Source organism: Halobacillus locisalis (genome assembly GCF_013694105.1).
GTDB classification, from domain to species: domain Bacteria; phylum Bacillota; class Bacilli; order Bacillales; family Halobacillaceae; genus Halobacillus; species Halobacillus locisalis.
Map to the genome: position 1 here is coordinate 546,573 of NZ_JACEFG010000002.1, position 13,654 is coordinate 560,226.

The window sequence follows — 13,654 nt, forward strand, 5'->3', positions numbered from 1 at the left end:
ATCATGAATGTACCTTTTATAGGCGAAGTTCCGTCAGATATAGTCGTATCATGGATTTTCGTTTCTTTAATCGGAGTTCTGCTATTATGGTGGCTGACCAAAAAAGAGCAGTGGCCGACGATTTGGGAATATGCGAGAACCACGGATAACCGAAAAATAGGGACGATGTATATCCTATTTGCATTTCTATTCTTTATTCGTGGTGGAATGGACGCCATGTTCATACGTAGTCAATTAGCTGTCCCGGAGAGTGAGTTCTGGGTCTTTCAATCACAAAAATATAATGAAGTATTCACGACACATGGTACGGTGATGATCTTTTTTGTCGCCATGCCGTTGTTGATCGGACTCATGAATATTGCTGTACCTCTCCAGCTCGGCGCGAACGATTTGGCGTTCCCTTATTTGAATGCCATCAGTTTTTGGTTGTTTGTTTCAGGAGCGGTCATCTTTAATATGGCCTTTTTCTTCAATGCTGCACCTAATGCAGGATGGACAGCGTATGCGCCTTTATCAAGCGATACGTTTACGACGGGCCCCAATAATAATTACTACATATTCGGATTACAAATATCAGGAATGGGGACGATTTTGACAGCGATCAACATGATTGTGACTATCATTCGCCTCCGGGCACCTGGCATGAAACTGACGCGTATGCCGTTATTTCCCTGGGCGACTCTTGTCACATCGTTTTTGATTATCATTGCTTTTCCTGTATTGACTGTAGCGTTACTGCTACTGACGTTCGATCGTCTTTACGGCACATCCTTTTTCTTAGGAGAACTCGGTTCGCCTATCTACTACCAGCACTTATTCTGGATCTTCGGGCACCCGGAAGTCTATATTCTCATTTTACCTGCGTTCGGAATATTTTCTGATATTATTTCGACGTTTTCCAGGAAACGAATCTACGGATACCGTTCCATGGTCATCGCCATCGCACTGATCGGCCTGCTTGGCTTCATGGTATGGGCGCACCACATGTTTACGGTTGGACTTGGTGCACTCGCAAACTCGGTCTTTGCGATTACAACCATGCTCATTGCCGTACCGACAGGAATCAAGGTTTTCAACTGGTTATTTACCATGAGAAAAGGGGTCGTGCGCATTAAGACACCGATGTTATTTTCGCTTGGCTTTATCCCCACGTTCGTACTCGGTGGTGTGACGGGCGTCATGTTGGCTGTTGCAGCTGCCGATTACCAATACCATGACTCCTACTTCGTTGTAGCTCATTTCCACTACACCATGATCGGGGGGACGATATTAGGAGCCTTTGCGGGGATCTATTACTATTATCCGAAGATGACAGGGAAGGTGCTGGACGAAACATTGGGGCGCTGGCATTTCTGGTTATTCATCATCGGGTTCCATCTGACCTTCATGCCTCAGCATTTTGCAGGGCTTAACGGCATGCCTCGCCGTGTCTACACGTACTCTTGGGATGATGGGTTGTTCTTATTGAACTTTGTCAGTACCATCGGGGCGTTCGTGATGGGAGCAAGCATGTTATTTGTCGTGTGGAACTTATACAAAACGCACCGTTATGGTGAAAAAGTAGGGAAGGATCCTTGGGACGGCCGTACATTAGAATGGTCGGTTGACTCACCGGCACCTGAGCACCCGTTTGACCCAGTACCTCAAGTGAACAGCAGGGACGCGTTTTGGTATGCCAAAATCTCTGAAGAATCACTGCCGGCTGCCGAAAACCCAAGACCTTCACCGATTCCCGTTCAAACGATTCAGCCTGTCGTGCTTGCCGGCATCTTAGGTGTCATGAGTATCGGTTTCATTTATCAATGGGTATGGATGCAAGTGATCGGTGGAGTAGGGGTTCTAAGTTTCTTCATTCTCAGGTCGCTCACTGACGAACGCAAAAAAGCGTACAGGAAGGAGGAGGAATCATGAAACAGACGTCTGAAATATTGTTTCAAGATAAACGTTTAGGGTTCTTCCTTTACCTCGTCGTTGAGGCTTTAATGTTCGCGACGCTTTTCGCAACATATATCCTGTTTACACCAGCTTCCGTCGGGGCGGATCCATCAGAGGTATATGAGTTACGTACGGTCGTGTTGACATCTGTTTTCTTATTATCAAGTAGTGGAACGCTAATGATAGCAGAGAAGGGGCTCAAGACCTGGGATCGTAAGAAGATTTGGATCGGTCTTGGAACGACATTTCTACTCGGATCAATCTTTATGGGACTTGAGATACATGAGTTCTATAAATACGTACACGAAGGTTACACGATTACGATGAACAACTTTCTGTCTTCGTTCTATGTACTAGTTGGATTACACGCCTCTCACGTCGCTTTTGGTTTAGGGTGGATGATACTGTTGATGGGACAGTTCAAACAAAAGCTCCCACGCAGTTTGTTCATCGAAAAACATAAAATTTTCAACTACTATTGGCACTTCGTGGACGTCATCTGGGTCCTCATCATTCTCATCGTCTACGTACCTTACCTATTCTAATGACGTAGGTAAGGGGTGAGGAAGAGTCTAACTCGAGATCAAAGAGGTTCGTTGACGTATGTTGAGAGGGATGGCTTTGAAACAACTCGCTTTCCTGCGGGGGAGCCGGCAAGCCTCCTCGGTCGTAGAACTCCCTGTGGGGTCTTGCCTGAGTCCTTCTCCCGCGGGAGTCTCGCTGTTTCAAAGCCACCCCATTCGACATGGGGGGGTAACGAACCTTTACATAGGTCAGTACGTCTTAGCTAGTTAAAGAACAAATGACAATGGTCGCGCATGAGCGTTTTGATTACGCTAATCTCATATTTAAAGTTTCCGTTATCCTCTTCAGAGCAAGAAGGGCGGGAAATTGCGAGACTCCTGAGGGGTGTACATGATCGGTGTGATCCCGCAAGGCGGAGCCTGAGTAAGCTCAGCACATGCCATCGAAAAGCGAGTGATTTCCCGGCCCTTCGAACTTGAAATGTTGTAACGGAAACCGTATCAGTAGAAGTTACAATTCCTCTTTTATGGTGTGAATCGTTTTTCAATAAAACGGTAGATGATGACCATGATCGAAAATAGTGTGAGGGAAAGAATTCCTAGATTGATATAATACCAGACTCCATCCCCTAAATAATCCAGAGGCGTAGCGGCATCCGGTGGACCATCAAGAAACATGTAGTTCGATCCAAGTATAGAATTGATAGTCCCCACAATCACTCCGTATAGAATAAGCCATACATATGCTTTGATCATGGTCACCCAGGTCACTCGAACAGACGTCGTCACGATAAGAAATAAACTGGTCCAAATAATCGCCATGTGATGGATGAAGAATTTCCAAAAGCGGAAGTGTTGGTAATCGTACAATAAATCCGGCGTGACGAGTGCAATAAGTGCCGGGATGATACCGATGAAATAATTGAGTTTGATCAGTTTTGAATGATAAGTAGCTAGTGTAATCATTCCCAAAATTGATGCGATTCCACATAGATGAAGCGGTACGTAATAAGTCATGCTCCATACATCGTTTTTGATGGCCCAATATTGATAGCTTGCCTCAGAGATGAATAATAGGATAAACAATCCGACACGAATGAATAATACGACTCGTGGGCGAGCGGTGATCCAAGTAGCCGAAGCCAATAGGAAGACGGCACCGGTGAGAAAGATGATAAGAGCCAGGATATGACTGGTCGTGAAGAGTTCGAACGGATAAGAACTATATGTACTGAACCATTTTTCCAATGTCGTCACTTCCTAGTGAATCAGGATGAATTGTGCTATGATTCTACCATAATTATTATGTCAGAAAGAGGGGTTGTATGAAAAAAGTCAATTGTTTTCAGTGCAAGCATTTTCATACGACGTGGAACCCGAATTTCCCTAGAGCTTGCAAAGCTTATGGGTTTAAAACGAAAGAGATGCCATCTGCCCTTGTATTGAAAACGACCGGTACGGAATGTATGCAATTTGAGTCCAAGCATCCAGAAAGGTCTCAAAAGCCAAAAACAAAGACATCTAGATTTGATTTTTGGATGTAAATAATATGAAATTTCAGAATATATATTTACACACTCTCATTCTGTGGTATGCTGATGAATATTTATAAATTGGAGTGAGAGGAGTTGATTGTTTATGGCGAGAGAGAAATGGGGTACTAAACTCGGATTTATGCTGGCTGCAATGGGTTCAGCAGTAGGTCTGGGGAACATTTGGAGATTTTCCTTTGTAGCAGGAAACAATGGTGGAGGAGCTTTTTTGCTATTATATTTACTGTTTGTCCTTCTCATTGGTGTTCCTTTATTGCTGACAGAGGTTAGTATAGGAAGAAAATCAGAGAGTGATGTTGTCGGTGCCTTCAAGAAGCTTGCGCCGCGTACGCCTTGGTATTTGACCGGGTTCTTCGGAATTGCAAGTGCGTTCTTAATATTAAGTTTTTACGCCGTTGTGGCAGGTTGGGCGATCTTTTACTTATGGAACTATATCAATGGATCATTCTTCGCCGCACCTGAAGCGGGTTATGAAGGGGCATTTGGTCAATTTATCAGCCACTCATGGCATCCGATTGCATGGACGGCCTTCTTTATGATTTTAACGATCATCATCGTTTTAAGTGGAGTAAAAAAAGGGATCGAACTCGCAAACAGGATTTTCATGCCCTTGCTTGCGGTTCTTCTGATTGTTCTGGCCTTCTTCAGCCTTTCGTTAGACGGAGCGGCAGAAGGTATGAAGTTCTTATTTACGCCGGATTGGTCAGCGTTAAGTAATCCGTCGATCTATATTGCTGCACTTGGGCAAGCATTCTTCTCCTTGAGTCTAGGTATGGGAGCTATGTTGACGTACGGAAGTTATTTGAAGAAAGAAAACAAGTTGCCAAGCGCGACGCTTGGTATTGGTTTGATGGATACGTTCTTTGCGATTATTTCGGGGATTGTCATCTTCCCGGCTGTCTTCGCGTTTGGAATTGATCCGAGTTCAGGACCACCGCTTGTGTTCATCACATTGCCGAGCATTTTTGAACAAATGCCGTTTGGTGGAATTGTCGGCCTGATTTTCTTCTTCGCGTTGGTGTTAGCGTCTCTATCATCATCCGTATCCATCCTGGAAGTTCCGACGGCCTACTTCATGCGCGTGTTCAACTGGACTCGTTTCGCTACAAGTATCTTGATGGGATCGATCATGTTTGTGATGGGTATTGCGGTATCTCTAGGTTTCGGAATTTGGTCAGGTGTTACACCAATCGGTGATAAGGGCATCTTAGATTCTATGGACTATATCGCTTCGAACATCTTATTGCCGTTAGGTGGTCTATCGATGGCCTTGCTGGTCGGATGGTTCTTGAAAAAATCCGAAGCTCTCGAAGCTACAGATTTGACGAACTCCCCAATCGGATCTTTCTGGCACTTTATCGTGAAGTTCATAGCACCAATATTGATCATCATTATATTCTTGAATTCAACTGGAATCTTCCAGTTCTGATCAAACAAGCGCCCAGAGCCTAACCGCTCCTGGGCGTTTTTATATGGCTCAACAAATATAGTCCAACCCCCATAACTTCCTCAACCTTTAAAAGACGAAACAGTCCCCTATTGTGATGGATTTCGCAAAATCACGAGCCGAATAAGACAGAACCTGTCAGGACGTGTTAAACTACCACAGAATACAATTTTTAAAAAGCAAAAAGGAGTTTGACTACGATGGCGATTTCGAATCAAACCGTCTTAAAGAAAATGTCGAATGAAATACAAGAAGCGATGCTTCAGCATGGAAACGAAGAGAAAGTGAAAGAGCACGTCCGCTCCGTTCGTTTGCTGGCCGATCTATTGCTCGATCAAGATAACCAACAACGCTCAGTCATTGAGCCGACGAGTCAAGAAGTACAAGCCATGATGGGCGGGGGACAGACGAACTCAACCAAGGCAAAGCCTTCTACAGGTGAACCAACGCCTGATGAAATTCGAGCCATGATGGGCGGAGAGAACCCGAAATCATCACAGAACGAGCGAACAAAAGATGAGGACGATGCCAACGGTGCATCGATTTTTGATTTCTAGGAGAGGAAGGGAATACGATGAAACTGTTATTAATATTAGCCGTATTCAACGGTTTTTTAGCTGTTGCTCTTGGAGCGTTCGGAGCACACGGATTAGAAGGGAAAGTATCAGAGAAGGGGTTAGAGCAATGGGGGAAAGCGGTCGATTACCAAATGTTCCACACGATGGCTCTCTTTGTGACCGCCTTATTAATGAGCAAAATCCAGACCGGATTGATGACGGGAGCCGGGTGGTTTTTCTTCATAGGGATCATCCTGTTCTCTGGTAGTCTTTATATCTACGCACCTACAGGAATCAAGATGTTTGCGATGATTACACCGCTTGGTGGATTATCCTTTTTAATCGGCTGGATCCTGCTTGGGTATGCGGTCATCAAATACGTTTAAAAATACAAAATCGTTGTGAACAAAAAAATGATGATCGCGCGCAGCAGTTGGATGATGGCAAATCCTTTCTGCTGCCTTTTTATTTCGATCAGGGCATCAAAGAGGAAACTCACTGATAATACATAGAACATGAGCAGGATGATCCATTGATGCTCGAGTTGGAACATGGCGACAATGGATAGGACAACAGCCAGCAACAGTGTGCCGAGCTGTGCTTTTTGATAGTTTTCGTAAGGATGTCTCATTCGTTCACCCTTTTCTGTTCATAGTGAAAAACTCGCTAGCAAGTAGCGAGTTTTTCCGCCTTAGCTTGCCGTCCAAGTTAAGGGAAGTCGTGAAAGGTAAGTGATCACACGGTAATTAAATGCCCGGTCGGTCTAGCGGGCAATCTTAGGGGACACCCCCCAGATTGAAGTTACTCTATATTATCTAGGTGAGTAATTGGCGGCTCCAGGCGATGTGCCGTTAAACGGATAGTTATATTCGATCTCCTCATCAAACGTAATATAATCTAAATAAATCATTAATAATAAGTACCTTTTGCCCGTTTGAGGATCACTTAAAATGATATGGTCGCGCCCAGCCGCTTCCACAATTCCTTTAAACACTTTCGCATTCCACTGGTCATTGTTTTCGAACGTCATATAGACCGTGGCAGGTTTACCTGCATTCAGGCGCAGGATGTTCTCGATATACGATTCTTCACTAGGCAGCATGTTCGGCGGATTCACCCCACCCTTGAACTGTCCAGAAGGCATTTGTGGAATTTGCTGCCCAGCGCCAGCTACTTGCCCTTGATTCGACATCGGGGCGTTTGGATAGTAATACATGTATGGATTGTTCGGGTAATAAGGGGACCCTCCCTGATTGTACATAGGCTGGCCTTGGCCTCCCATAGGTGGTTGCTTATGTGCCAATTCAATCACTCCTTTAAATTAATACACACTTGGACAATCTGCTCGAGTAGGTGAATAGAAACAATGGGACTTGTATCTTCCGGTATTCCACTGACCAAACCATTGCGCCGGGCACTCTCCTTCAGGCATGAAGAACCAAAGGGAATTGGAGGCGGGATGATACCGTTTGCCATTAATCGTTTTACGGGCTAGTCTTTGGTCCTTCTCTCTTGCCCGCTGGTAGAAGTAGCCTTTCTGGGTAGCTTCGAATCCCCCGGGGCTTTGGTACACCATATCCCGAATCGAATTGATATCCGTGAAATCGATACAGTTCCCACGAACACGGTTGACCCCCGTATTCCCGACCATCAACATACCAAGTTTTCCATCACCCTCGGCTTCTGCTCTCATAAGTCTGGCAAGCAGCTTAACATCCGCTTCGTTGTAAGCAATAACAGCCATGCTGTCACCTCGCTTTTTATACAGGCATGAATGGTTGTTCTTTATCACTATATGTACATGGGTGTTCAAGTTATGAATAAAAAATAGGAGGAGGGTGTGCCAATTCTATTCCAAATCATGTAAGATGAAAGTAAAAAAAGGAGCATCGATATGAACATCCTTTACATAGAAGACGATCAGGAAATCGGACAATGGGTAGAGAAGAAGCTTCGAGAGGAGGGGTATCATACACACTGGCTGACATCAGGTTACCAGTTGCCTGTCGATCTACAAACATATGGTGTAGTGGTTCTAGACGTCATGCTTCCAGGATTGGACGGTTTCTCTGTAGGCAGGCGAATCAAACGCCAGAACCCGAACCTTCCTGTCATTATGCTGTCTGCTCGTACCTCGATCGAAGATAAATTAGAAGGACTCGAGTTTGCCGATGATTATATGACAAAACCATTTCATCCAGAGGAATTGTTAAAGCGAATTGAAGTGCAAGTCAGGAAATATGAGAAAGCACCTGAGAAGACGATCTCTATCGGGCATTTGTCTGTTCGACTCGATCAACAGGTGGTCGTCGATCAGTCATCCAACCGTGAAATCATGTTAACGGGCAAGCAATTCTCCATCTTCCACTTTTTTATCAGGCATTTAAATCAAATTCTTACAAAAGAACAATTGTATGAAGGCGTGTGGGGGGAGCCTTATAGAGAAGGGGATAAATCCCTAATGGTGCATATTCGTCACCTGCGTGAAAAAATCGAACGGAATCCATCTACACCTGAAATCATCGAAACGATACGCGGGATTGGCTATAGGGTGAGAGCATGAAGGTGAAATGGAGATCTTCTCTGCAGGCGAAGTATCTTGTGCTCATTATTGTGGCTCTGTTTGTTTTTCCGTTTACCATACCTGTTATTTCAGGATTGGTATATGTACCTGCCGTCATGATCGAACAGCCGGACGATCCTTATGGCAATCACGAGTCATTCGAAGAGCATTGGCATGAGCAAGCAGATGGATTGTCGATGGAAACCGATCGTGGAGTGATCGATGAACTCGAGAAGCTTCACGAAGACATGCCGGAAGCGGGACTGTTTTGGGTTGGAGAGAACGGAGGCGTGAAAGGGCGCTGGAATGTGCTTACTGACATACCTGAACAATGGAGTCAATCCTTTACCGTCCAATTTATGAAGGAACACTACGATAGCAATCCCTTCACGGTTGTCGCTTCTGTCGGTGAAGAGGGTGCGAGAGGCTGGATCGTTGCTCAAATCGACCGCGAGCACCTGGGCCCGCCGATTACGAAATTAAGTCGAAGTTATGATTTTGTCATCATTATTGTGATCGGAGTCCTCGTCATCGGATTCGGTGTCTTGTCTTGGCTTTTTTTCAAGAAAGTTCATGGGCGTCTTAAGCAATTGAAAGTCGCCATGGATCAACGAGGGGATGCGGGCTTACCATCGCCCGTGGAGCGTACATCGAATGATGAAATCGGCGAGCTTGAAGTCAGTTTCAATCAAATGGTTAAAGAACTTGTCGAGAGCCGCAAACGTGAACAACAAGAAGAAGCGATCCGACGAGAGTGGATGGCCAGCCTCTCGCATGACTTGCGTACGCCCTTGACGACGATTCGAGCATCGCTCGCTGAAGTGACCGATGAAGTAAGCAGCCGCAAGGGGCAGCAAGCGATCCAATCGATGAATGATAAAATCGATTCGTTAAGCTATCTGATTGATAATCTCTTGTCTCTTTCGTTACTGACCAGTCAGAAGTACCCATATCATGAACAGGACGTCGACATGAATCGGTTTGTGAGGCAAGTATCGGCCCACTGGTATGCAACATTTGAACAAACTGAAATTGAAGTGGATATCGATATCGGCTCAACTCCCGTCCAATGGCAAGTCGATCCGAAGTGGATGGAGCGGATCATGGATAACCTTTTTCAAAATGTATGGAGGCATGCGGCGATTGGCAAATACGTAGGTGTTTCTGTCCAACCCTCCATGCTGAAAATTGCAGATCGAGGAAAAGGAATGGCTCACACATCCAATGCAGAGGGGGCAGGAGTAGGGCTATCCATTGTCGATATTATGATACGTGAGATGGGGATGGAGTGGGAGATGGATTCTTCTGGTGATGGAACGGAAGTGATCATTCATTACAATAAAGAACCGAACAGACAGGAGCGGCTGGCTTAATCAGTCGCTCTTTTTTGTATTGTATCTGAAAATGTCTAGAATTGAGTGTGCTGTTGATATGATATCGGACAAATCAGATGCGATTTCGGACGTCCTTACCCTACATATCGGACAAGAAGTTCTGTTTATCGGACACCCGCCCACTCTATTCGGACAAGAGATACGTTTTTTCGGACATCATCCCACCCAGCTGCAAATATGGAAAAATTTAAACAAAACTTAAACCAATGCCAACCTTGTTTTTAAATCAGGCGATCTAAGATGATAATGGAGGTGTTGGAATGAGTGAAATCATTGTGCAAACAAACAATCTATCAAAAACATTTAAGAAATACAAAGCGGTAGACGGTGTAGATCTTCGTATTTCTAAAGGGGATATTTATGGGTTTCTCGGGCCGAATGGAGCGGGGAAGACAACGACAATCCGCATGCTGCTCGGACTTATGAAGCCGTCAGAAGGAGATATTCAACTATTTGGTCAAACGTTTGATCAAAACAAGCTGGAGTGTTTAAGACGGATGGGGTCCCTCGTCGAATCGCCTTCGTACTATGAACATCTGAGTGGTCGAGACAATTTAGAGGCCTTACGCATCTTATTACAGGTGCCAAAGTCCCGGATTGATGAAGTACTCGAGATCGTTCGTTTAACAAAGGACGCGGGAAGACCTGTTAAACAATACTCGCTCGGCATGAAGCAACGTCTCGGCATTGCTGCATCCCTACTAGGAAATCCCGAGCTTCTCGTATTGGATGAACCAACAAACGGACTCGACCCTTCTGGTATTCAGGAAATGAGAGAATTGATCAAGTCGATGCCGAGCAAATACGGGATCACGGTCATGATTTCCAGTCATTTATTAAGTGAAATGGATCAAATGGCAACTCGAGTCGGAATCATTTCGAAAGGAAAGTTGATTTATCAAGACTCGATTGAAAAGTTAAGAAATAAAGCGATGCCACAAATTGCGATCAGGGTCAGTCATGTCGCCAAAGCAAAGGGTTATTTGCAAAGTAACGGCTGGAAAGTATCAAGTGATGCGGACCACCTTTTTCTTGAAGGTACAAGTGATCGGGAAGTAGCGGAGGTCGTCGCGTTTCTGGCACAAAAGCAGATTGGCGTGTACCGCATCGAGGAGAATCGTCACACCTTAGAGGACATCTTCTTAGATTTGACGAAAGGCGGCGAGTTGGATGCTTCGAGCACTGCAAGCTGAATCAATGAAAGTGAAGCCTTGGTTTTGGTTTCTTGTATTTCTTGGTCCTTTTGGCGTCATCTCCTTACAGCTGGTCAATTATGGGGTTCGTTATGATTGGATCATGCGGACATATCCGGATGTATGGGGGAGACTCCTGTCGTTTGTGAACATTTTCGTCGCGCCAGGTTTGCTGTTAGGGATGGCGATTCTAGCTTCCCAACTAGCGAGTCTCGAACACAAACAAGGATCATGGACGCAAATTCTCGCATTGCCTGTCAAAAGAAGAGACGTGTTTGTCACCAAGTTTCTCGTTGTGGCCTTTATGATTTTGATTTCCTCGGTCCTTTTATTTTTCGGTACGATCCTTTTAGGTGTGGGTCTAGGCTTCGGTTGGAACTTTCCACTTATCCGGATTGCCGAGAACAGCTTCTATCCTATGATTGCAGGCCTTCCAGTTCTCGCATTGCAAGTGTGGTTGTCCATCGTTCAAAAAAACCAAGCCGTTCCATTGACGGTCGGGATCTTTGGGGCCGTCTTTTCGATGTATAGTCATAATGCGCCGGACTGGGTGATTTGGAAATGGCCATTACTTTTTCCTGAGCACGATTCTCTTCCTTATGTCGGGCTTGGGTTGATAGTAGGAATCGTTATTCTTTCTTTAGGCGTTCTCGATTTCAAGAGGAGGGATATTGTATGAAACCTTTACTAAAATCTGAATGGATCAAAATAAGAAACACGAAAATCTGGTGGCTTCTCACCTTCAGTCCCCTATTGGTCGGGATTACAGGAATGACGATGCCGATGCCAGAAGAAGGACCACAGTGGGTATTCCTCCTCTCCACTGGAGTCTCGATTCATGCTTTACTCTTTCTCCCGTTGATGGTGGCCGTGTTTTCTGCCTATATTTGTCGGTATGAACATCAGCACAATGCATGGAAGCAACTGTTCACGATGCCTGTGTCGAGACGTCACGTGTTTATGGCTAAATATGTGATTGTCGCTTTGGTAATAGCAGTCAATCAATGCTTATTCTTCCTCACCTACTTTGGTGTCGGGTTCACGAGGGGATTGGAAGGCGCAATTCCATGGGACTATCTTTTCAGGAGTCTTGCTGGGGGATGGGTGGCGACACTTCCTTTAGCAGCGCTGACTTTGTGGGTGGCGCTTGTCTGGTCAAGTTTTGCAGCAGCCATTACCGTTAATGTCATCCTGACTATGCCGAACATGTTCGTCGTGAATTCTGAAACATTCGGGCCTCTTTATCCATGGGCGCAGCCATTTTTGATGATGCTTCCTCAATCAGAAGGGATCATGGGAGGTTTCTTCGTATCTGTTGAGTCGATGATGGTTGCGGTGATTGGTGGTTTTCTCGTCTTCTTTATCGGAGGGTTGACCAGTATCCATAGAAAAGTAGTGTGAAACCTTCTTGTGCTTCTATTCGTATGAGAAAAGGAAGCTAAAGGGAGGCGCATGAATGTGAAGAAAAGAAGGAGAGAGAAAAAAGGCAGCGGTATAAGCGATGGGATTTTTGAGGTTCTATTTTGGGTACCTGAGTTGATTCTTCTACCCCTCCGTGCTGCCTTGTGGTTGCTGAGAGGAGTCGGGAGAGTCATCAGTCATATGTGGGACGGAATCTAACGGACTTCATCGGATAGATGAGGTCTTTTTTTATTTGTAGAAATGGAAAAAGGGTCTGAGTGAACAGACCCCTTTTCGGTGAGTTATATAGCCTTCGTCGTTTCCTCGGCATGAGCTGGTTTTTCTTTTGATAGCAACCAACCGCCGATTCCGATCGAAAGAAGGACGGTCCAGAAGACAGCCTTCCACTCCGCACTTTTTGCGAAGCCTTCTGCTAATACAGCAAGCTCTGGATGGGCCAGCGTATAGACAGCGAGCTTGATTCCTACCCAAGCGACAACCAAGTAGGCTGCCGTTTCGAGCCCAGGTCTACGGTCGAGCAAAGTGACAAAGTATCCAGCGGCGAATCGCATGATGACGAGGCCGATGATTCCTCCGGCAAGAACGACAGCGAAGTGTCCTCCGTTGAGTCCACCGATTTCAGGCAAGTTCGCAAGTGGCAAAGTGATAGCTAACGCAACAGCGGCTAAGATGGAGTCGACGGCAAACGCGATATCGGCAAGCTCAACCTTAATGACAGTCACCCAGAATCCGGAACCTTTTTTCTCTTCAGCCGATTTGATCAACTTCGGCTTTAATACATGTTTTTTCAAAAGGTGGTAGGCCGCGATTCCGATGAGATAGATCGCTCCAATCGCCTGTACCTGCCAAATGTGGACAAGGTAGGATATCAGGAATAGAGATCCAAAACGGAAGGCGAACGCACCTGCCAAGCCATAGAATAAAGCTTTCTTCCTTTGATTTTCTGGTAAGTGTTTCACCATTGTCGCGATGACCAACGCATTATCCGCGGCTAGAATGCCCTCAAGCCCGATAAGAATCAATAATACCCAGCCGTACTCCATTAATAATGTAATGTCCAATTCAT

General features: G+C 45.3%; 16 protein-coding genes. 11 read left to right on the forward strand and 5 right to left on the reverse strand.

From position 1 onward, the window contains the following. Nucleotides 1–3 precede the first annotated feature (3 nt). Both ctaD and H0266_RS09875 read left to right on the forward strand, forming a co-directional pair. Nucleotides 4–1,911, forward strand: a complete 1,908-nt coding sequence (gene ctaD, locus H0266_RS09870; protein ID WP_181472231.1) for a cytochrome c oxidase subunit I — start codon at nt 4–6, stop codon at nt 1,909–1,911. Beyond that, nucleotides 1,908–2,480 carry a cytochrome c oxidase subunit 3 gene (locus tag H0266_RS09875; RefSeq protein ID WP_181472232.1) on the forward strand — a complete coding sequence of 191 codons (573 nt, stop codon included), beginning with the start codon at nt 1,908–1,910 and terminating at the stop codon, nt 2,478–2,480. The genes ctaD and H0266_RS09875 overlap by 4 nt, the downstream gene beginning before the upstream one ends. Nucleotides 2,481–2,984: 504 nt before the next feature. On the opposite strand, the gene H0266_RS09880 is transcribed toward H0266_RS09875, so the two are convergent. Beyond that, nucleotides 2,985–3,707, reverse strand: coding sequence for a YwaF family protein (locus tag H0266_RS09880; RefSeq protein ID WP_181472233.1), 723 nt, complete (start codon nt 3,705–3,707; stop codon nt 2,985–2,987). Between the two features lie 390 nt (nt 3,708–4,097). On the opposite strand from H0266_RS09880, the gene H0266_RS09885 reads away from it, so the two are divergent. From H0266_RS09885 to H0266_RS09895, 3 genes are all read left to right on the forward strand, one after another. Next, complete coding sequence (locus H0266_RS09885; protein ID WP_181472234.1) at nt 4,098–5,441, forward strand: sodium-dependent transporter; 1,344 nt, start codon at nt 4,098–4,100, stop codon at nt 5,439–5,441. Nucleotides 5,442–5,659: 218 nt separating this feature from the next. Then, nucleotides 5,660–6,016, forward strand: a complete 357-nt coding sequence (locus H0266_RS09890; RefSeq protein WP_181472235.1) for a YwdI family protein — start codon at nt 5,660–5,662, stop codon at nt 6,014–6,016. Between the two features lie 17 nt (nt 6,017–6,033). Continuing rightward, entirely contained in the window at nt 6,034–6,402 is a 369-nt protein-coding gene (locus H0266_RS09895; RefSeq protein ID WP_181472236.1) for a DUF423 domain-containing protein, read from the forward strand. On the opposite strand, the gene H0266_RS09900 is transcribed toward H0266_RS09895, so the two are convergent. The 3 genes from H0266_RS09900 to H0266_RS09910 all read right to left on the reverse strand — a co-directional run bounded on the left by H0266_RS09900 (nt 6,399) and on the right by H0266_RS09910 (nt 7,760). Further along, nucleotides 6,399–6,647, reverse strand: coding sequence for a hypothetical protein (locus H0266_RS09900; RefSeq protein WP_181472237.1), 249 nt, complete (start codon nt 6,645–6,647; stop codon nt 6,399–6,401). The two genes, H0266_RS09895 and H0266_RS09900, sit on opposite strands and share 4 nt — an antisense overlap. A gap of 180 nt (nt 6,648–6,827) precedes the next feature. Further along, nucleotides 6,828–7,298: a spore coat protein GerQ gene (gerQ, locus tag H0266_RS09905; protein ID WP_425484304.1), complete on the reverse strand. Its 471-nt coding sequence runs from the start codon at nt 7,296–7,298 to the stop codon at nt 6,828–6,830. A 39-nt stretch (nt 7,299–7,337) separates the two neighbouring features. Continuing rightward, nucleotides 7,338–7,760 carry a cell wall hydrolase gene (locus H0266_RS09910; protein ID WP_181472238.1) on the reverse strand — a complete coding sequence of 141 codons (423 nt, stop codon included), beginning with the start codon at nt 7,758–7,760 and terminating at the stop codon, nt 7,338–7,340. A 150-nt stretch (nt 7,761–7,910) separates the two neighbouring features. Between H0266_RS09910 and H0266_RS09915 the strand changes: the two genes are divergently transcribed. The 6 genes from H0266_RS09915 to H0266_RS09940 all read left to right on the forward strand — a co-directional run bounded on the left by H0266_RS09915 (nt 7,911) and on the right by H0266_RS09940 (nt 12,786). Beyond that, nucleotides 7,911–8,579: a response regulator transcription factor gene (locus H0266_RS09915; protein WP_181472239.1), complete on the forward strand. Its 669-nt coding sequence runs from the start codon at nt 7,911–7,913 to the stop codon at nt 8,577–8,579. Further along, nucleotides 8,576–9,952 (forward strand): HAMP domain-containing sensor histidine kinase, encoded by a 1,377-nt coding sequence (locus H0266_RS09920; protein ID WP_181472240.1) that lies wholly within the window; start codon nt 8,576–8,578, stop codon nt 9,950–9,952. The genes H0266_RS09915 and H0266_RS09920 overlap by 4 nt, the downstream gene beginning before the upstream one ends. 281 nt (nt 9,953–10,233) lie before the next feature. Then, nucleotides 10,234–11,166 carry an ABC transporter ATP-binding protein gene (locus H0266_RS09925; RefSeq protein WP_181472241.1) on the forward strand — a complete coding sequence of 311 codons (933 nt, stop codon included), beginning with the start codon at nt 10,234–10,236 and terminating at the stop codon, nt 11,164–11,166. Next, nucleotides 11,144–11,845: an ABC transporter permease gene (locus H0266_RS09930; protein ID WP_181472242.1), complete on the forward strand. Its 702-nt coding sequence runs from the start codon at nt 11,144–11,146 to the stop codon at nt 11,843–11,845. Before H0266_RS09925 ends, H0266_RS09930 begins: the two co-directional genes overlap by 23 nt. After that, nucleotides 11,842–12,567 carry an ABC transporter permease gene (locus tag H0266_RS09935; RefSeq protein WP_181472243.1) on the forward strand — a complete coding sequence of 242 codons (726 nt, stop codon included), beginning with the start codon at nt 11,842–11,844 and terminating at the stop codon, nt 12,565–12,567. Before H0266_RS09930 ends, H0266_RS09935 begins: the two co-directional genes overlap by 4 nt. A 57-nt stretch (nt 12,568–12,624) precedes the next feature. Continuing rightward, on the forward strand, nt 12,625–12,786 hold the full coding sequence (locus tag H0266_RS09940; RefSeq protein ID WP_181472244.1) for a hypothetical protein: 162 nt from the start codon (nt 12,625–12,627) through the stop codon (nt 12,784–12,786). An 83-nt stretch (nt 12,787–12,869) separates the two neighbouring features. Here the strand turns inward: H0266_RS09940 and H0266_RS09945 are convergent, their stop codons facing one another. After that, the gene (locus H0266_RS09945) at nt 12,870–13,649 is read right to left on the reverse strand and encodes a TerC family protein (RefSeq protein WP_181472245.1); all 780 of its coding nucleotides are present in this window, start codon (nt 13,647–13,649) and stop codon (nt 12,870–12,872) included. Nucleotides 13,650–13,654: the final 5 nt, after the last annotated feature.